The following is a 19,595-nucleotide window of genomic DNA, read 5'->3' on the forward strand; positions in this document are numbered from 1 at the left end:
TCATCCAGCGAAAGAAGTAGATCTCCCCTGGCCTAACCTAGCCGCAATCCATGCTAACCCAAACGGTATCTTATGACGACGCGATCTGATTCCCACGAGCCCGATCGCGGCCCTACCGATTTCGACCATTCCGTAGACGCAACAGAAAAGAATGGTGAGCAGACCCGAATCCCGCAAATGGGTCCCGATCCTAGCCCCACGACCCCGGATGGTCAGGCTTCTTGTGTCGAGCATGGGGCGAGAAAAAACGAACGGCCATTGCAACTGATTGATGCAATCGTGCCAGAGGGTGATTCTAGTCAACAATATTTGGTGATGGAGGAAATTGATCGTGGCGGTATGGGAGTCGTGCTCAAGGTTTGGGATGTAAACCTGCGGCGGGTCATCGCACTCAAAGTCATCCGTGGGGATGAATTGTCCAACGGCTCGCGAAGTGAGGAGGCGGGCACCGGATTGCTGAAGCGATTCGTCCACGAAGCGCAGATTACCAGTCAGTTGGATCATCCGGGTGTTGTTCCAATTCATGAGCTGTCGGAAGATCACGACGGACGCAAATTCTTCACCATGAAGTATGTCCATGGTTTGACGCTCAAGAAAGTACTCCACAATATCCGCAATGGTAGTTCGCAGTGGACGGTACCGCGGATTATTGATGTATTGATTCGCGTTGCTGAGACGTTGGCTTTCGCACACTCCAAAGGAATCATTCATCGAGATTTGAAACCTTCCAATATTATGGTCGGGCAGTTTGGCGAAGCCTATTTAATGGACTGGGGCATCGCCAAACAGCTTGGTGGCGAAGAAAATGTATCGCATTTTGAAAGTTCAGACACAGAGACGACCCAGGATTCGCAAACAAAATATGGTTCTGCGATTGGAACGCCCGCCTACATGTCCCCGGAACAGGCTGCCGGCAAACTCGAAGAGCTGAATGCTCGTTCGGACATTTACTCTCTAGGCGCAATCCTTTACGAAACAGTAACGGGGCAGCATCCCTACGCAACCCAACCGCCGACCTCGAACTCAGACTTGCTGCGGCAAGTTGTCGAACGTCCTCCTCAAGGGGTTCGAGAGATCAACAAGAAAGTCCCAGCAGAGTTGGTTGCAATCATTGAAAAGGCGATGCATCGCCAACAGACGCAGCGCTACCAGAGTGCAGTCGAATTGGCAGAGGATCTCCGGGCGTTTCTTTCGCAGCGAGTTGTCTTAGCGTACCGGTCGGGACACATCACCCAATTAAAGAAGCTGATTGCGAGAAACCAAGGAATTGCAATCGCGGCCTTTTTAACTCTATCCACTATCGTCGCCGCTCTGAGTGTTGTCACGTTGATCCAATACAGTAATCAGTCTGCCATTGAATACAAGAACACACTACTACGTCAAAGCATCATCGAAAAGCAAGCTGCCGATGTGCGCGAGCGAGAAACGAGATTAGCGTCCGAAAGCTTGTCACTCACTCGACATTCACAAAATCTGAATACATCCGGGGATTCAACGCTCGCGACTCTCCTGGCCTTGGAAGCGATACATCGCAATCCTACCCCCGCCGCATATGAAACACTTTACGCTGCTGCCTCAGACTTGGTTCCCAATCGTAATATTACCTCGACGGCCGAACAGGTATCCGATTTAGCCTGGAGTGCCGACGCGACGCTTTTGGCAATGGTCCAACGAGATGGTACCGGCGGAGTATGGAGAGTGACCGATGGTCAACAGACAGCGATGTTTGTCAATCATCGCGAAGAACGCTTTACGTCAGTTGCTCTGTCAGCAGACAATCGTGTAGCGTTGACCTCCGGAGACAATGGCACATTGGCTACCTACGACGTTGGCAGCGGAGTTCGCCAGCAGACATTTTGGTTGGGCATTACGGAAGAGGAAGATGGAGATGGAATCCGCGGACGAAGACCCAACCTGATTGGTGCTCATTTTTGTCTTGAAGACAGGCACGCCATCGCCGTAGCTGAGAATGCAACATTGTATTTCATTGAACTTGCCAGCAACCAAGTTATTCAACTGAGCAAAGACGAAACGCCCCTGGGCACCACTTGCTTGACCAGCGCTATCAATCAGTCTGGCGATCGCTTGGCGATTGCCTGCGACGATGGGAGCATTCATCTATGGGATTTGCGAGAACGGAAGAAAATCGCGAGGTTTGACGGACCGAACCAACCGGTGTATTCCCTCTCGTTTTCGCCCGACGAACAACTGCTAATGGCCTGTCCCTCGCCCCCGCTTGGCTCCCGCATCGAAACGAAATCTAGCGTCTACTGTTGGAACGTGCACTCGGGTAGTTCGCGTAGTTTTAGGCCCCGTGAAATTTCGGTGACTTGCGCAGCCTTTCACCCCGGTGGAAAACTCATTGGCGTTGGCCTGGAGAGTGGCGGCTGTTGCTTGGTGGATGTAGAGTCATGGGAAGCGGTGGCCGAGACGGACGTATTGAAAGAACCGCTACAAGAAATCTTATTCTCCCCCAATGGCCAGCAGTTGTTAACCTTGACCGGAGCCAATCGGCTCACTGCTTGGCAAGTGGTCAGAACCAATCAGAGGCTTGGAATCGAGTTGCAAGATCGCCTCATCGGGCACACGCTTCCCATCAGACACATCCGCTACGATTCCTCTGGAGAGCAAATCCTCTCGATTTGTAACAATGAGGTGCGGGTGTGGCAGACGTCCAAGGATCGACTGATACCTGACATAGGAACTTCGGTACCGCTAAGGCAAGTCTCTTTGAACTCGAAGGGCAGTCGCATTTTTATCCCTAGCTCGGATATGCAGCAAGGTTCATTGCTGACGTATCCTGGGCTTAAATTCATCGCAACCCTTGATTTCGGCGGAAAATACTACTTTGGCTCGTTCCTAGAGACAGGCAACCTCTTTGTTTCCTCCAACTCGGATGGCCTGTGTCAGGTTTGGAATGAGGACCTAGGAACACTAGAGTACGAATTCGACAATGGCATGCCAGCGCATCGAATCGTAGGTACGATCTCCGGCGACGGCGGCCAGAGTGAAGTGAGTCTGTGCGACAAAACGGGCTGTAATATCTGGGAGCTTCGAGAGGACAGCGAGGCTCTTCTGCGCGTGCGAATAGACCGCCAAGGTGTGTTGGCGCCTAACGGATGCCTGTACGCTCAGCCTATCGAAAGTGAAGGGCCGCAGCCAATCGGGGTTGTCAATCTGGAAGACAACAGCGAGAGTTTTTTTGAGAATTCCCACGGCTGCACCTTTGGAGGTTTCTCGTCGCGGGGCGAGTTGATCTGGGCCCATGGAGTTGAGAAGTCGGTCGTCAATCCACAGTTTTCCACGCACGTCGCGGTGTTTCGTCACCCAGACCGAAAGCTGCTCTTTTCCACCCCCGCCAGCGATCCCAAAATGACGCTCGTCAGCTCGGCTGAGTTTAGTCAAGATGGCAACAATATCCTGATCCACTACATCGCTCACCCAAATTGTGCCGCAGAAATCTATTCGGTCGCCACAGGGGAGCTCACTGCCCGGATTGGAAAGCCAGCGGACCGCGTCCTCAATTGGGCCAACAACCTTCAGCGAGTTGTGACCTATTCCGATCAACGCGAACTCAAGATTTGGGATACGGGGCTCCAAGCACCCATCACATCCGTTCCCTTTCCTCATACGAAATACCCCGTGGTGACCTTGGCGCCGGATGGCCGGTCCTGCATTGTTCAATTTAAGAGTCATGAAGCGGGTTCGGGTAGGCTGACCGATCGCGTTGGTGTATGGAGCACTCAGACGGGCCAGTTGCTGACGATGCTCCCCGCAGGCAATACCATCCACCCTTCCAATGCAATCCATCAAGCCAGCTCAATGCTGCTGACCTCTTCTAGCGAAGGAAGTCTTCGTGTTTGGCCGTTAGACATTGTCGACCGCGTATTGAAGTTCATTCCCCGCAGGTTGACTGCTGAAGAGCAAGCAACCTACGGCCTGCCTGTAATTGCGTCACTCGATTCGGCGCAAGCGGAATTGGATTTAACATCCGAGCTAACGCGCCGCCTTCAATTACTCACGCCAGTCACTCCAGAACGCCGTCGTCTCACATGGGATCTCTTCACGGAGATTTCAGAATGGTTGGGAGACGCGAGCGACCGCGAACGTAGCGCAATGCAGAACGCGGTAAAGGCGCTCACCCAAGGTTCGCCCGATGTCGATCCTCGCACACTTGCAAGAGCCTCTGACCTATTCACACAGCTGGGAGAGCCCTTACTTGCGTTAGAGTTTTTGGAGAGAGCGGCAGCTCATCCTGAAGCCTGGGATCTCCAAGCAAAGTTAGTCGAGCTGCGTTTACAATCGAGCCCTATGGTGACGAGTTACCGTGCGGTGCAAGCACTGTATGAAGCGACCCAAGCGGAAAATGATCAGGACCAGGCAAATCGCGAGCTAGAAGCTGCGCGTCGATGGGCCAAGAAGCAGGCTCCTCACTATGCGGAGTACGTTTACATCTTGGAATTATTGCATGAAGAACGCCTTGGAGAAGCAATTTCCTCCCTCAATCAACTGCTTGAAGCGGCCCCAACCATCCCCCTTGAGCCAATTCTGCTGCTGTCCGATTGCGAACTCAAATTGCATGGACCGCAAGCTGCAGAGAGCGTGATTCGTCGAACCTTAGAGGAGCATCCACAGGCCCCCATGCCACTCTGGCAGCGGTGGTGCCAATTGTGCTTCTCCGAGCTGGAGCGAACTCCCCGAGAGATTATGCAGCAGATGTCGAAGTGGCCAGCCCTAGAAACAGGGCACACCAATGCGGCGCAGGTCCAAGCCATGTTGGAGTCCCTGATGATCCATCATGAGTATTTGCTCAATTGCGGAGGCGAGGATTACCGAGCAGGGGACGGTCGCGTGTGGCATGCCGATTCCTTCTACACAGCGGGGCTTCGATTTTTCGAGAGTGAAGGTGAACCACTCCTCTTTGCTGCCCCGATCGACAACACGCTCGACGACGTGCTGTACCAGACCGAGCGTTACTTTGATCATCGCACGCGCGACAAGCCGTTGGGCTATGGAATTCCTCTACCCAATGGCAACTATCGCGTAACGTTAGGGTTTGCAGAAATATATGATGCCGATCGCTCTTTTGATGTGCTGGTGGAGGGTGAACCGGTAGCCAAGGGTTACAATCCGGCAACGCCGGACGATCTGTGGGCAACAGCGGATGAATTCGAATTTCAGACGGAGGTCTTGGATGGGCAACTTGATATTGAATTCTTGAGTCGCAACAATGCGGATGCTAAGATCTCTTGCATCGCGATCAAGTCCATCAATCAACTTGAGGAGCAAGCGAGTATTGATTCGCAATGAGTTACGAATGTGTTGCGTAGTATCACGAGCTCGTACGGATGGCTCACTCTGGATGTTCTCCCCCAAAAAAGTAGCATGCAGCTAGTCGAGCACTTCGAGCACTTCCCCCGTTTCGTCCCTGAATTAAGGTTCCTCAATTATGCCTGAATCAAGCAGTTCCAGTAGCTCTAGCAGTTCCAGTTCCAGTTCCAGTAGCTCAAGCAGTTCGAGCTCGATACCTGGAGGATACTGCACATATCGCTACACCTTAGAAGGCTGGGAATTGGAAGACAACAGTTGTCGATCGGGTTGGGAACCCAGTCCCCCCACCATCCCCAATCCCAATGTAGGGCAAACCTATCCTGGGGAATGTCTGTAAAGCGAGTCTTACGGTTGAGTCCGCGTATCCGATAGTCCTGTCTCGGAGATTCTTTCCGTGCAGGACGCGGTGTAAGACCTTGCAGGACAGATTTAAAGCCGCCCATCGTCTCGATAGAAGTCGGACTGGATGAATCTCTTTTTTTTTGGTTGGCCGTCGGAGTATGGCGGCGCAGATACCAAGGCTGCGCATTTACTGCAATTGCTTGCTCCTCATCTCTCGATTACGGTCATACCGAATTCGTCCCTGTCTCTGCAAGAAAAATGCTGGACTGACAAGTTCGATCAATGGGGAATTGCCTATAGATCCCTCGAGTCCTTGCCACAACAACTCGAGGGCACAGCCCTGGCGCTCTGCAACGCTCACTTTTTTACCGGCGGGATCTATTCGATCGCCCGCAGACGTGGCTTGAGAGTCGTATGGTCATCGGAAATGATGTGGCACCATCGGCATGAAGTCGAACTGATTCAAGCCGGAGCCATTGATCGCCTATTGTACGTCTCGGAAGTTCAACGAACGTGCCTGAACTACGAATCGTTTTGCAATGTCCCAACCCGCATGGTAGGCAACTACATTTCACCTCAGGCATTCCCTTTCGTCCCACGCAAGGTCGACGGATCGATCACCATTGGCCGCCTATCTCGCGCCGATCTGGACAAATACCCGGAAGACTTCCCCGTGTTCTATGAGGCGTTACAAATACCTGGGGCGCAATTTCGCGTTATGGCCTGGTCCCCTGCATTGCAGGAAAAGTATCGTTGGCACCATTTCGACGAGCGTTGGACACTGCTTGAACCCAACGCACTCGCTGCAGGCGATTTCCTGCAGAGTCTTGACCTATTCATCTACACCCTGGGGCACCATTTTGTAGAATCCTGGGGACGCAGCACCTTGGAAGCAATGCTCACGGGAGCGATCCCCCTGGTCCCCCATGGACATAATTTTGACCATTTGATCGAACACGGCGTGACGGGTTTCCAGTGCTCGGACTTTCGGGAATTCCAAACGTACGCAATGGAACTAGCTGACAACCCCATGGCTCGCCAACAGATGTCGCATGCCTGCCGCGAGCGGGCTGAGCAACTCAATGATGCGGTCACTCATTTAGAGATTTGGCTGGAGGCATTGGATGTCTGAACAACCAAGATTTTGCTATTGGTCCGTGGCTGACGGGTTTTATTCCCATTTAATGTCCGCCTGCATTGCCTCAGCCAGAGCGACCGGAGTCACGCAGGATTTCCACGTGTGGACCGATAAACCGATTCCAGGTGCCACGTGTCATCCGTGCGGAAAATATGAGCACAAGAACTATCTCTTCAAGTTTGACTTCCTGCTGAAAGCCGTGGAACTGCCGTACGACTATTTCATCTTCCTGGATGCTGACAACTATTTCGTGCGGCATCCGGGCGACATATTGCGATTGGTCCGCGAAGCTCCCGTGCATGTTTTGCTAGAGAGCGATTGCACACACCCAACGAACACTCGCCCCGATTGGTGGGGATGCCCGCTGCAGGAATATGCTCGATTGATGCGTTTGCAGGGCGTGCAGAGTCGGTCGATTTTCAATACTAACGCAGGATTTTGGATCGTTCATCGCGACGTAGCAAGACGTGCCGTAGAACTCGGGCTGGAGTTTTGGCACGCTGCCCACACCGCAGGGTATTCGTTTACGGAAGAGGCACCACTGGCCTATGTAGGTCATATGCTGATGGGCAACCCCTACACTCACACGCTTGAAGAAAATGTCGATGCTTGGGCATCGGATTGGACAGGAGTCTTCGCGGATCGTCTTCCCAGCGATCGAGAGTGGATGTTCACCGATTACTTAGCTGGACACCAGACGCGGGTACGTCCGGCGATAGTGCATTGCATGCGGAGCAAACAGGCCATGTATGAGCAGACGCAGAAAAATCGGCACGACAGTCTTTAAATCTAGCAAACCTCTTCCACGCCATAAAAAAACGCCGCACAAAAAAGTGCGGCGTTTGAGGCTGCTAGCAGCGTGGTAGATATCTCATCACTTCAAGAACTACTTCGCGTTACGCAAAGCTGCTTGAGCGGCAGCAAGCCGAGCGATGGGCACTCGGAACGGTGAACAGCTCACGTAGTCGAGGCCTACCGTATGGCAGAATTGCACCGATGCTGGATCTCCGCCATGTTCTCCACAGATGCCCAACTTGAGCTTGTCTTTAATCGAACGGCCCTTCTTGCACGCAATTTCCACCAACTGCCCTACGCCACTCGTATCGAGCGACTGGAATGGATCGACTAGCAAGATGTCTTGCGACAGATAGTCGGGCAGGAAGGAGTTGATATCGTCACGACTGAAACCAAAGGTCATTTGAGTCAGGTCATTGGTTCCGAAGCTGAAGAAGTCAGCTTGCCCAGCGATTTCATCGGCAGTCAATGCAGCGCGAGGCACTTCGATCATGGTGCCGATCAAGATGTCCAGCTTGCCAGTGAAGTTCTTAGCCTTCTTCACCGCTTCGATGGTCTCTTCGGTCTTGCGGCGAAGCAGTTTCAATTCGGCTTCGGTACCAACCAACGGGATCATAATCTCTGGAATGGCATCGATTTTCTTGAGCGTGCATTCGATGGCCGCCTCAACGATCGCCGTAACCTGCATTTCCAGGATTTCGGGATAGGTAATGCTCAGGCGACAACCACGGTGGCCAAGCATCGGATTGAATTCATGCAGACTATCGACCCGAGCCTTGATGTCAGCGGCACTGACTCCCAATTCCTTGGCGAGCTCGGCTTGTCCCTTTTCATCATGAGGCACAAACTCGTGCAGCGGAGGATCGAGCAAACGCACGGTAACGGGCAGGCCGTTCATCGCGGTGAAGATCCCAATGAAATCCTCGCGTTGGAAGGGCAGCAACTTCGCCAGCGCTGTGCGGCGAGTAGCTTCGTCGTTGGCTACGATCATTTGCCGAATCGCTAGGGTACGGTCACCACCGAAGAACATGTGTTCAGTACGGCAGAGCCCGATACCTTCAGCACCAAACTCGCGAGCCCGAGCGCTATCTTCTGGCGAATCCGCATTTGTGCGAACCTTGAGCGTGCGGAACTTATCGGCCCACACCATCAACTTGGCGAAATCGCCGGACAGTAGAGCTGGCTGGGTTGCGATGGAGCCTTCAGCGACTTCACCGCTGGTACCATTGATGCTGAGCTCGTCGCCCTCGCCATAGGTCTTACCGCTGATGACAGCGGTCTTGTTCTTGGCGTCGATTTTGACACCTGCAGCACCAGCGATACAGCATCGTCCCCAACCGCGAGCAACCACGGCAGCATGACTCGTCATGCCCCCAGTACTCGTCAGAATACCAGCGGCGGCGTGCATGCCGTCGACATCTTCCGGGCTAGTTTCCTTGCGGATCAGAATTACTTTCTCGCCCTTCAATGCACGAGCTTTGGCGTCTTCTGCGGTGAAGGCGAGTTTACCCACAGCTGCACCAGGAGAAGCTGGCAGGCCCTTGGCAATCTTTTCAGCCTTAGCCCAAGCTGCGGTATCGAAACTAGGCAGCAGCAATTGTGTTAAATCGCCAGCTGGCACGCGCAACACGGCTTCCTTTTCCGTGATCAGCTTTTCTTCCACCATGTCGCAAGCGATCTTGACCGCAGCCATACCGGTTCGCTTACCAGTACGGGTTTGCAGCATGTACAGAGTTCCCTTTTCGATGGTGAACTCGATGTCCTGCATCTCGCTGTAGTGGGTTTCGAGCTTCGTCTTGATCGCCATCAATTCTTGATAGACAGGATCATTCCACTTGCTCATCTCTTCGGTTGGCTGAGGCGTGCGGATACCGGCTACAACGTCTTCACCCTGAGCATTGATCAGGAATTCGCCGAAGAATTTGTTTTCGCCAGTGTTGGGATTGCGGGTAAAGGCAACACCAGTACCGGAATCATCTCCCATGTTGCCATAAACCATGGATTGGCAATTGACGGCGGTTCCCAGCAAGCCACGAATGCCCTCAATTTCGCGATACTTAACCGCCTTGTTGGTCATCCAACTCTTGAATACCGCTTCGACGGCCTTCTCGAGCTGCTTGATAGGATCTTGGGGGAAGTCCTCGCCAGTTTCCTTCTTGTAAAGCGCCTTGTAGGCATCGCACAGTTCCTTCAGCCCTTCGGCTGGAACCTGGGTATCCTCTTCGGTCTTGTACTTCTTCTTAATTGCATCGAAGGCTTCTTCGAAGTGCTCATGGTCTACGCCCATCACCACGTCACCGAACATATTGATCAGGCGGCGGTAAGCATCGTAAGCAAAACGTTCGTTGCTGGTCGCCTTCGCCAACCCAGCGGTTGAAACGTCGTTCAACCCTAGATTGAGAATCGTATTCATCATGCCAGGCATCGAGACGGCAGCACCCGAACGCACCGAGAGGAGCAGGGGATTCTTGTCATCACCAAACTTCTTGCTCAATTCCTTCTCGAGCGTCTCAACATTCGTTTTAACGTCGGCCATGAGTGCCGCGGGCATTTTCCCGCCATTGGCATAATAATCGCCACAAACTTCTGTGGTGATGGTGAATCCAGGAGGTACAGGCAAGCCAATTGAGGTCATTTCAGCTAGATTGGCACCCTTGCCGCCCAGGATTGATTTGCTTACGCCAGTTCCCTCGGTCCGCGTTTTGCCGAAGTAGTAGATCATTTTTTTCGAGCTGGACATGTGCCTTGTGAGCCTCCGAAAGTTTCGTGATAGAACCAATAAATTGGCAGTTGGATGAGCCCTTATGGGCTTGACATTGCGCAATAAAATTGAGCGAGCGAGTGTACTGGCGCTCGCAAAAATCGTCAATCGGGAGCCCCCCGCATGCTTACCTCAGAAGGCTTAGATTTGCCCTACAAGTGTACCGATTCTAACGCTCAAACCGGCTATCTTCTCGTTGGACATGGCACGCGGAATCCGGACGGTGCTGCGCAAATGAAGAGGGTCTACGAACAATTTGCGCAACTGGCCCCCGATTTAATGGCCGAGTATGGCTTTTTGGAACTGGCCCAGCCGGACATTCCGACCGCGATCCAAAAGCTGGCCCAGCGGGGGGCCCGACAACTTGTAACCATTCCCTTGCTCCTGTTCACCGCTGGGCATGCTCAGCAGGACATTCCCCAGGCGGTTGAGCATTCTGCTAGCAATTGCGGGATGGAGATCCTACGGCAGACCCCTGCCTTGGAATGCGCCCGCCCGATTCTCGAACTCTCGGCCAAGAGGTTTCGCCAAGCGGTATGCCTGCCCCATCGGCCGTGTGGAAACCGCCAGCGTTCACCTAGCAACTCCACGGAAAACCAAGCCCCCCCCAGTAGAACCAATTGCAATTTTACTCAGCAGGGCCCGCCCCCCCTTTCGGTGCTATGTGGCTTCCACACCCCTTCCGGGGACTGTGCAGCCTCCCATGTCGACCTGATGTGCCCGCAGCGTCCGGCAGGGGAGGTCGATGAGGCTTGCGTAGCAGCCTGCGGGCAGATTCATTGCGGTCGAGTGGGCTTGCTGATGGTCGGCCGGGGCAGCAGTTCCCCCCCCGCTACGGCCATGATGCACCAGTTCACGGAACAGCGTGTCCAGCTAACCCGCGTCGCCTGGCGGCAAACGGCCTTCATCCATGCTCAGTCCCCAAACGTGGAACAGGGGCTCGACGCCTTGGAGGCGGAGCAAGCACCCATCGCAGTAGTCCAGCCACACCTTCTATTTGAGGGGGAACTGATGGGACGCTTGCGTCAACAGGTCGCCCTTCGCCAAGCCCGCAATCCCCAGCAAAAATGGTTGCTTACAGCAACGCTTGGCACAGATAACGCTTTAGCCGCAGCACTGGAGAGCGTGGCGCGTCAGGCAAACTGCGCTGGCGGCTGATTTAACTCCAACAATTTCCTCAAAAACCGACCAGGAACGTGCAACAATCGTCCTCTCCCAGCAACATTCATGTTGCTGCGAGGTGTAGGATTCCGTACGATTTTGTCGGAAAACTGATTTTCCAGTGAAGGTAACATCACCGGCAAGTTTTGAGTCCCGAGTGGGACCTAATTGTTTGACTTTTAAGAATGCATGCGAAAGTTGGCTTATGCGAACGAATATAAAACTGACCGGGTTAGGGCTGCTAGCAAGTTTTGCTGGCCTCTGGGTAGCGGGAAATATTGTCGTGGCTCAACAAGCACCACGCGAAAACCTCGCAGTGCAGGACATGACGACCGCGCGTCCGCTGGATCACACGATCATTCAAACCGTCGCGCGATACATGGATCGCCAGCATTTGTCGAAGCACCGCATGGATGACGAAATATCGAAGCGTGCGTTCGACCAATTCCTTCGAGCACTCGACCCACTCAAGCTCTACTTCTTGCAGAGCGATATCGAGGCGTTTCACTCGAGTCTGACGCGGTTGGATGATTATGCCTTGGCAGGCAAAATGGACTTTGCGATCGACGCCTTTAAGACGTTTCTCAAACGCGTGGATGAACGCGTAGAAATGGCGCATGCCGCCATCGATAGCGAACACGATTTTACCGTTGCAGAAAAACTGGCCATCGACCGCGATGTCATTGAATATCCTGCCTCGGATGCAGAGGCTCAAGACCGAATGCGTCGGCAAATCAAATATCAATTGCTGGTGCTCGAAAGCGAAAAGATCCAAGCCGACAAGGACAAGGAATCGGGCAAGGAATTAACTGACACGCAGCGCGTTCTAGCAGCGGATCCCAATGAGGATCCTCGGGAGCGTTTGCATCGCCGTTATCGAACGATCCACAAGCGTTGGCACCAAACCGATGCCGATGAGCTGCTGGAGATATATGTCTCGGCCATTACCACCAGTTTCGACCCTCACACCTCGTACATGTCGCCCGACACGCTCGACAACTTCCGGATTGTGATGAGCCTCAATCTAGATGGAATTGGTGCTCAACTAATGAGTGAAGATGGCTACACCAAGCTGACCAGCATTGTCCCTGGTGGTGCCGCGGACAAGGACGGTCGACTCAAGCCAGGAGATAAAATCGTCCAAGTGGCACAAGGCGAAGACGGAATGCTGGAAGACGTTGTCGACATGAAGCTGGACGACGTAGTTCACCGCATTCGCGGGACAGCTGGCACGGTCGTAAGGCTCGGCGTCATGCCAGCCGCTGGCGGTGAGCTGCAAATCTATGACATTACGCGGGCCAAGATTACCTTGGATGACAGTGCGGCGCGAAGCGAAGTGGTTGAATATGGGAAGAAGGCGGATGGCCAACCATTCAAGTTCGGCTATATCGATTTGCCGAGCTTCTACATGGACATGCAGGCAGCACGCGATAATTCCGATAGCTTCCGCAGTACCACGCGTGACGTCAGCTTAATCCTCAGTGATTTTCGTGCTCAAAAAGTCGATGCTGTCGTCTTAGACCTCAGCCGCAATGGAGGAGGCAGCCTTACTGAAGCCATCAACCTCACCGGTCTCTTCGTCGACCAAGGACCTGTCGTGCAGGTCAAGAACCCTCAGGGGCAGGTCGACGTTTACGACGACTCAGCCTCCGGTGTCGCCTGGGATGGACCACTTGTCGTGATGACCAGCAAAGAGAGTGCCAGCGCCAGTGAAATCCTGGCAGGTGCTATCCAAGATTATAGGCGAGGCATCATCGTCGGTGACCCAACCACACACGGAAAGGGAACCGTACAAAGCTTGATTGATCTGGGCGAGCAACTCATGGGCATTCCGGGTGAAATGGGTGCACTCAAGTTGACCATCCAGCAATTCTATCTCCCGGGTGGCAAAAGCACGCAGCGGGCAGGCGTCTTGTCGGATGTCGTGCTGCCAGCCATTACAGCGAGTATCGACAACTCCGAGTCGGATCTGGATTACGCATTGCCAAACGATACGGTTCGCGAGGCCAAGCACATGGACTACAAGATGGTAGATGGTGCGGTGTTAGGTATTTTGCGAGCCAACAGTACCCAGCGGGTTAGCAATTCCAAAGGATTCGAAAAGCTGTTTCAGCGTATCGAAATGTTCAAGCAACAGAAGGACGAAGATTACGTTTCGCTCAAACGGGAAGACTTCCTGCGGAGACGCAATGAACTCGACGCACAGCGGGAAGAGCAAACGCAGGCACTCGATTCCCAAGTGCCTAAGAAGGACGTCTTCAAGATGGACTACTACAATGAAGAGATCTTGAACGTTGCTAAAGACTACGTCGAAGCGATGAGCAAATTAGACTTGGCCCAAGCTAGCTAGTACGGCTAGGATCATGGCAGCGATTTGACCATGGCAGCGATTTAAGGGCAGCGTTTTACGCTGCCCTTTTTCGTTTTCCGAGAAGGCGTTTAACTCCACACGACGTCGACATTCACCTGCTCACTGGAGCGTAGGGCAATCGTCACTCGATCCCCTGAAACGCTCAGGTCGCCCACCTTTCCTCCAATGTAATCGACGCGGGCCGCCGACTTCAGCTCTCGGAAGAGTCGGATCCCGGCACTGGTAGATTTACCAGCGTTCTCAGTTAAGAACAAACGCATACCGATCAACCGCTGCTGTTCATCCACCAGCGGGCATTCGAGTTCGACCGTTACATTCTTCGCGTTGCAACTGACCAGCCAACCACTCTTGGAAATCGGTTTATTTCCCTTCGGCAGGGAAACTTCATAGGGGTGATCCATAAACGCCATGGCCGACTGTATTGGGTAGGGCAAATCTACGCCAATGCCCATGCGATGTTCAACCGAACTCTGGCCTTCGGTGGCCAGGATAGTTTCAAGGAAACGCAAATCGGTGCGTCGATGGAAGGCCAGACCACCGGTTAGGATCTGAGTGTGGTAGTCCGCTTCGTCGATGTCGATCAAGGCTGGTGCAATGGCCTTGCCACTGGTCCAACTCTGCCGGCCACCACACGCGTAGGTCTTCAGAATGGCAGCTTCGGTTGGCCAAGCCAGTCGAGCAACGTAGGCGGCCCGCCAGGGGTTTCCATCCCCCAATGGTTGCAACTCACTTAAGCGAAACTTCACTTCGAGAATGCGACTACCGCGAGTGGTTTGGTAGTCGACTTCAAACTTCCCAACGCTGCGTCCAGCCTCTTTGAGCACACCGGACGCGCGGATCACACCACAGATTGGATTGGCGGTAATGACTTGGACTTTGGAAGCCACCATCTCGGAATAGACGAGCTCGCCCTGGGCATCATGAGTACGCCGGGCAAGCTGTAGGCTGAACCGATTCCCACGGATTCCAGGAACGTGCAGCGTCCGCAGATGGCCGCGCGACATATCGACTTGAGCTTCGAGAAACTCGTTTCGAATCAACCCACCATTTTCTGCCAGCGCAGCCTCGCGAGGTCCGGAGGAAGGCTCGGCGGCCAAGTCGCTCGCGACAAAGCCCATTGAGGGAAGGTCGATGCAGGCCTGGCGGGCGTCGCCGGTAGACGCTTCTGCGAAATGCCATGCAGTATCGGCTGGATAGGACCGCTGCGTGGGAAGCGTCGAAATCACTCGAACTGGGCAACTCCGCGGATTCAGCAAGACGCGTACACAATCGTCATTATCAGTTGGGGCCGCCTGCTTGATCGCAGCCAGCAAGCCGGCCAGTTCCTGCAGGACTTGGTTCGCGTATTGGTCGAGCTGCTGCTGAATCTCGGCGGCGCGCTGTTCGGCGCGAGGAATATCGTCGAACAGGCTATCCACTCGAGATTGAAGGGCAGCCAAATCTGGGGCCCAGGCCTGCATCGCCAGGGGCAAGGGGAGGGCGGACGGATCTGGCGAGATCTCGGGCGTCGGTACCGGAAGTTTGTCGTTTCGCGTCGAGGAATGCTGCAGTTGCCACAGCAAGTTGCTCAGATTCTGCACCGACCGCAACTGTGCCTGCGCGAGATGGTATGCCTTCGTTGCCAGCAATAGCTCACCGGCATCCTCGGTTTCAGCCAGCCAGTTGCATTGAAACGCATCGGCCTTCAATCGTTCTTGATGATAGGGCTGGTCGGTATCGATGAAGTAATCGCTCGCGGTTTGCCACTTGCCGAGGGCAGGGGTGCGAGCTGCGACGAGCTGGAGCAATTCGTAGAACTCGCAGTAGCGCCCCGGCCAGTGAGCGAAAAGGACTGTGGGGACATGCTGATGGTCGAGGGCGTCCCCCAGGGTCCAACCGATAGAATGAAAGCTGGCTGGATCGGACGCATCGAGCACCGGTCCCGCCAACGCGGACAGGAATGTGCCATCGGAGGCTTCCCAGGAAATCTTAGTTTGATTGCCTAGCGGGTATCGACCATTGCTGAATGCCAACAGGAGCGTTCCCTTGTAGCCCAGGCGGCGCAGGAACGCAGCGCTATCGGGCAAGAGTCCGTAGCTCATGCGGCCGAAAACTAGCGGAGGCTCTACGCCCAATTCGGCATAGGCCGCGCGGCCGGCCAACGCATCGCGGGCCATCGTCTCGCGAGCCATCAACGGAGTGGGACGCTCTCGCTCCAATCCGCCAACCACACACGCTTGCTCCGAGGCAACGCTATCGACGAACTGCTGAAAGTTGGTTCCATTCTTATCTCGCAACTGGGACAACAATTCAGCACTGGCCAAGTAGGAAGTCTTAAAACCGTTGTCTAACTGCTTCGCCAGCGAGCGGCCGAGCGTGGTGGGCGCTAGCAGCGTGACATCGACCAGATGCACATCCAGCGAGTAATAATGATCGCGTTCCTGCCCTAGAGAGTCGAAGCAGCCTTGCAGTTTTTCCTCAGCCAATTCCGCATTGCCGGCCTGTGCCGCCTCAGCCGCCTCCATCGCCTGCTCGGAAAAAGCGGTTAAATCGAGATTGCTCGAATAACGCAACTGCCGCGTCATCAACTGGACTTGCAAATAGGCAAAGCCGAGTGCAGCGAACTGAGGCACGATCCAAGCCAGAGGATGCTCGTCTGCGTACTCATCCACCAAGCCCACCGATTTGAGCACGCGCTGCTGCATGTCGCGCCACGCGGTTACGGGGCGGAGCAGGACCGAATTTGCGTCAGCCACTCTCGCCTCTAAGTCGTGGGGCAAATACTCCGTGGAACACTCGGGCAAGACGTAGATGCCGTGCTCTAGATTGGAGGGTGGGCTCTCCACTTGATGCCAGCGTGGGAGCGTTTGACTGAGCGCCATCAACTGCGGATGCCATAGCCCGATCCAACCAGAGAGCAGGGCGGCCGCCTCTGGTGAGGGAAGATGCCGGGGATAACCATCGAGTTCATAACTAGGAAGAAACAACACACATTCGCGAACTTGCATGGATAGGCCTAAATCAGGGGGAGTGCCGACATCGGGGGGGCATGAGGCACTGGTTGCGAGTCGCCCAGCGAGCTAAAGGGCGTTAACCGGACCAAAAGTAATTAAAAAAAGGCAAAAACAGTATGTCGTGACCTTAGAAATTTGACAGAGGGGGGCTGACCTCGATACAGTTTAGTAGGTGGAGGATTCTCTTGGCACTTTCGAGACTTCCGCACCGAGCTGGAAACTCCGTTATCCGGCAACTTTTCGTATCCGTCTAGTCCTTGCAGTTTGCCCCTCCCCATCGAATCGCGTGTCGCGATTTAGTGGGTGGTTGTATCAAGACTGAGCAATGCATGGGCTATTTCCGCTAAGGTAAAAATCGCTATGGCCAAAGCACCATCTGTCTGGGGAATTGAGATCGGACAGAGTGCGCTTAAAGCGCTCCGTTGTACGCTGGATGGTAACCAGGTTGTTGCTGAAGCCTTCGACTATATCGAATATCCGAAGATTCTTAGCCAACCGGAAGCCGATCCTGAAACATTGATCCACGAAGCGCTGGAAACTTTCGTCAAACGCAACGATCTTAAAAAGACGAGCGTCGCGTTGAGCGTGCCTGGCCAGAGCGGGCTGGCGAAATTCTTCAAGCCACCACCGGTGGAGCTGAAAAAAGTTCGGGATATCGTTAAATACGAAGCCAAACAACAGATTCCTTTCGACCTAAACGATGTCGTTTGGGATTATCAATTGATGGCCGGTAGCGACATTTCCGAAGGCTTCGCGCTAGAGAGCGAAGTCGGATTGTTTGCGATGAAGCGGGACGCGGTCTACCGCGCCTTAAAGCCGCTCCAAGCAGCCAATGTGGAGATCGATCTGCTGCAACTGGCACCGCTTAGCATCTACAACATGGTCACCTATGACCTGAGTTTATCCGAAGACCCTGAATTCAAATACGACCCGGAACACCCTCCCAAGTCCACAGTGGTGCTGGCGATGGGGACCGACGCAACCGACTTAATCGTCACCAATGGTTATCGAGTCTGGCAACGTAGTATGCCCTTGGGTGGCAACCACTTCACGCGCCAGTTGACCAAGGATTTGAAGTTAACTTATGCCAAGGCGGAGCACCTCAAACGGCATGCGATGGAGGCGGACGATCCCAAGCTGATCTTCCAAGCCATGCGCCCGATCTTCAATGACTTGGTCACCGAGATCCAGCGTTCCCTGGGCTTTTTCCGCAGTTTAAACAAGAAGGCCGAGATCGATTCGCTGCTGATGTTGGGCAACTCGGTCAAGCTGCCAGGCCTGACGCAGTACCTCAACAAAAACTTGGCCATCGATATCAATACGGTAGACTCCTTCGCGAGACTGACCGGTAGTGAAGTAACCAACGCGCCAGCGTTTCAAGACCACATCGCCGCCTTCGCTCCAGTCTACGGGCTGTGTCTGCAAGGCCTGAAGAAGGGACCGATTGCGACCAACCTCATCCCGCAAGAGGTGCTCAAAGAGCGGCTCATTCGTTCCAAGAAGCCTTGGGCGGTGGCTGCCGCTGCAGTCCTCATGCTGGGATTTGCTTCGAACCTCCTGCCGGCTGGCAGCCGCTGGGCTGACGTCCATCCCACGCGTTGGGACCCGGCCATGACCGCCGCAGCCAGTACGGCCGAAACCAGTAAGCTCCAAGTCTCTGAGGATGAAAAGCAAGCCAACGAAATTAAGTTGCTGCAAGATATCGGAGACGAAGTCAGCGGAAGCAACGATCGTCGCATCCTTTGGATGGAATTGTTGTCTGCCCTCTTCAAGTCCTTGGAGCGTCCGGAGGATTTCGACCTCAAGAATCTCCCCAGCCCCATGGAAGTCCCCTACATCGAACGGAAGGTAATTCATGTTGAGAAGGTTGATTGCAAGTACTATCCGGACCTCTCGACATACCTCACCGAACGCGTGCTGGCAGCTTACGAACAAGACAAAAAAACACGTCTCGATCGACTTGGACTGCTGAAAATCCCTGCCGCTGGGGAAGAGGGAGCCGAAGAGGAGACTGAAGCGGTAGAAGATCTGGCCGCCGCCGAAGGGGAAGACGGAGAGCTTGGAAACGCGGGGTGGGTCATTCAAATCGATGCCTACCACTTCCACAACAGCCCAGACTATGCTCCGACCGGCGACGAGTTGGAAGAGTTTGTCCTGAAGTACTGGATCACGCGTCTCGAAGACGGAAGTGTGGAACTCCCATCGGGTCCCAATGGGGAAATGGTCGAATTCACCTTTAAAGAATTAGGAATTTCCTACCCTTTTGTCATTCCAGGAACCTTACAAGAAAAGCATACGATTCCTAACCCTGAGTACATCAAGAAGTACGGCAAGAGCGGTGCGGGTGGAATGATGGGCGGCGAAGGGATGATGGGTGGCGGCTACCCTGGAGGCATGGGGTCCGGTGGCTCTGGGGTCTCCGGCGGACGTGGAATGCCGCTGGAGGATGAGGAGACTCCGAGGGAATTTGCTGCTCCTAAATTTCCGTTCAAAGTCCAAATGGTTTGGCGTGAACGGCCGCTCTCCGCCAGGCTGGAAGCAAAGCGACTGGCTGAAGAGGCCGCTGCCGAGGCAGCCGCCGCCGAAGCGGAAGCCGGAACCGACGATGAAAACTTAGCCAGTGACCTGAACTCCGACAGTAGCACGCTATAGCCGCAGCACGCTATAGCCGCAGCACGCTATAGCCGCAGCAAACTATAGCCG

Annotated in this window: 8 protein-coding genes; 6 read left to right on the forward strand and 2 right to left on the reverse strand. The window is 54.2% G+C overall.

The features are described 5' to 3' along the window. Positions 1-72 precede the first annotated feature (72 nt). The 3 genes from Q31a_RS17120 to Q31a_RS17130 all read left to right on the forward strand — a co-directional run bounded on the left by Q31a_RS17120 (position 73) and on the right by Q31a_RS17130 (position 7,598). Positions 73-5,310 carry a protein kinase domain-containing protein gene (locus Q31a_RS17120; RefSeq protein WP_145080441.1) on the forward strand — a complete coding sequence of 1,746 codons (5,238 nt, stop codon included), beginning with the start codon at positions 73-75 and terminating at the stop codon, positions 5,308-5,310. 487 nt (positions 5,311-5,797) lie between these two features. Further along, positions 5,798-6,805 (forward strand): glycosyltransferase family protein, encoded by a 1,008-nt coding sequence (locus Q31a_RS17125; protein WP_145080444.1) that lies wholly within the window; start codon positions 5,798-5,800, stop codon positions 6,803-6,805. Then, entirely contained in the window at positions 6,798-7,598 is an 801-nt protein-coding gene (locus Q31a_RS17130) for a hypothetical protein (protein ID WP_145080447.1), read from the forward strand. Before Q31a_RS17125 ends, Q31a_RS17130 begins: the two co-directional genes overlap by 8 nt. Before the next feature lie 99 nt (positions 7,599-7,697). Here Q31a_RS17130 and ppdK read toward each other — a convergent pair whose 3' ends face one another. Next, the gene (gene ppdK, locus Q31a_RS17135; protein WP_145080450.1) at positions 7,698-10,346 is read right to left on the reverse strand and encodes a pyruvate, phosphate dikinase; all 2,649 of its coding nucleotides are present in this window, start codon (positions 10,344-10,346) and stop codon (positions 7,698-7,700) included. Positions 10,347-10,490: 144 nt separating this feature from the next. On the opposite strand from ppdK, the gene Q31a_RS17140 reads away from it, so the two are divergent. Next, positions 10,491-11,525 carry a sirohydrochlorin chelatase gene (locus Q31a_RS17140; RefSeq protein ID WP_145080453.1) on the forward strand — a complete coding sequence of 345 codons (1,035 nt, stop codon included), beginning with the start codon at positions 10,491-10,493 and terminating at the stop codon, positions 11,523-11,525. 208 nt (positions 11,526-11,733) lie between these two features. After that, positions 11,734-13,878 carry a carboxy terminal-processing peptidase gene (locus Q31a_RS17145; protein ID WP_145080456.1) on the forward strand — a complete coding sequence of 715 codons (2,145 nt, stop codon included), beginning with the start codon at positions 11,734-11,736 and terminating at the stop codon, positions 13,876-13,878. 89 nt (positions 13,879-13,967) lie between these two features. On the opposite strand, the gene Q31a_RS17150 is transcribed toward Q31a_RS17145, so the two are convergent. Further along, the gene (locus Q31a_RS17150) at positions 13,968-16,886 is read right to left on the reverse strand and encodes a polysaccharide deacetylase family protein (RefSeq protein ID WP_145080460.1); all 2,919 of its coding nucleotides are present in this window, start codon (positions 16,884-16,886) and stop codon (positions 13,968-13,970) included. 366 nt (positions 16,887-17,252) lie between these two features. Here Q31a_RS17150 and pilM point away from each other — a divergent pair, with 366 nt between their 5' ends. Further along, positions 17,253-19,544 (forward strand): pilus assembly protein PilM, encoded by a 2,292-nt coding sequence (pilM, locus tag Q31a_RS17155; RefSeq protein WP_145080463.1) that lies wholly within the window; start codon positions 17,253-17,255, stop codon positions 19,542-19,544. Positions 19,545-19,595: the final 51 nt, after the last annotated feature.

Source organism: Aureliella helgolandensis (genome assembly GCF_007752135.1).
GTDB lineage: Bacteria > Planctomycetota > Planctomycetia > Pirellulales > Pirellulaceae > Aureliella > Aureliella helgolandensis.

Coding starts and splice junctions, on each gene's coding strand:
- pilM (WP_145080463.1), top strand. CDS start 17,253: ATGGCCAAAGCACCATCTGTCTGGGGAATTGAGATCGGACAGAGTGCG.
- Q31a_RS17145 (WP_145080456.1), top strand. CDS start 11,734: ATGCGAACGAATATAAAACTGACCGGGTTAGGGCTGCTAGCAAGTTTT.
- Q31a_RS17130 (WP_145080447.1), top strand. CDS start 6,798: ATGTCTGAACAACCAAGATTTTGCTATTGGTCCGTGGCTGACGGGTTT.
- Q31a_RS17125 (WP_145080444.1), top strand. CDS start 5,798: ATGAATCTCTTTTTTTTTGGTTGGCCGTCGGAGTATGGCGGCGCAGAT.
- Q31a_RS17150 (WP_145080460.1), bottom strand. CDS start 16,886: ATGCAAGTTCGCGAATGTGTGTTGTTTCTTCCTAGTTATGAACTCGAT.
- Q31a_RS17140 (WP_145080453.1), top strand. CDS start 10,491: ATGCTTACCTCAGAAGGCTTAGATTTGCCCTACAAGTGTACCGATTCT.
- ppdK (WP_145080450.1), bottom strand. CDS start 10,346: ATGTCCAGCTCGAAAAAAATGATCTACTACTTCGGCAAAACGCGGACC.
- Q31a_RS17120 (WP_145080441.1), top strand. CDS start 73: ATGACGACGCGATCTGATTCCCACGAGCCCGATCGCGGCCCTACCGAT.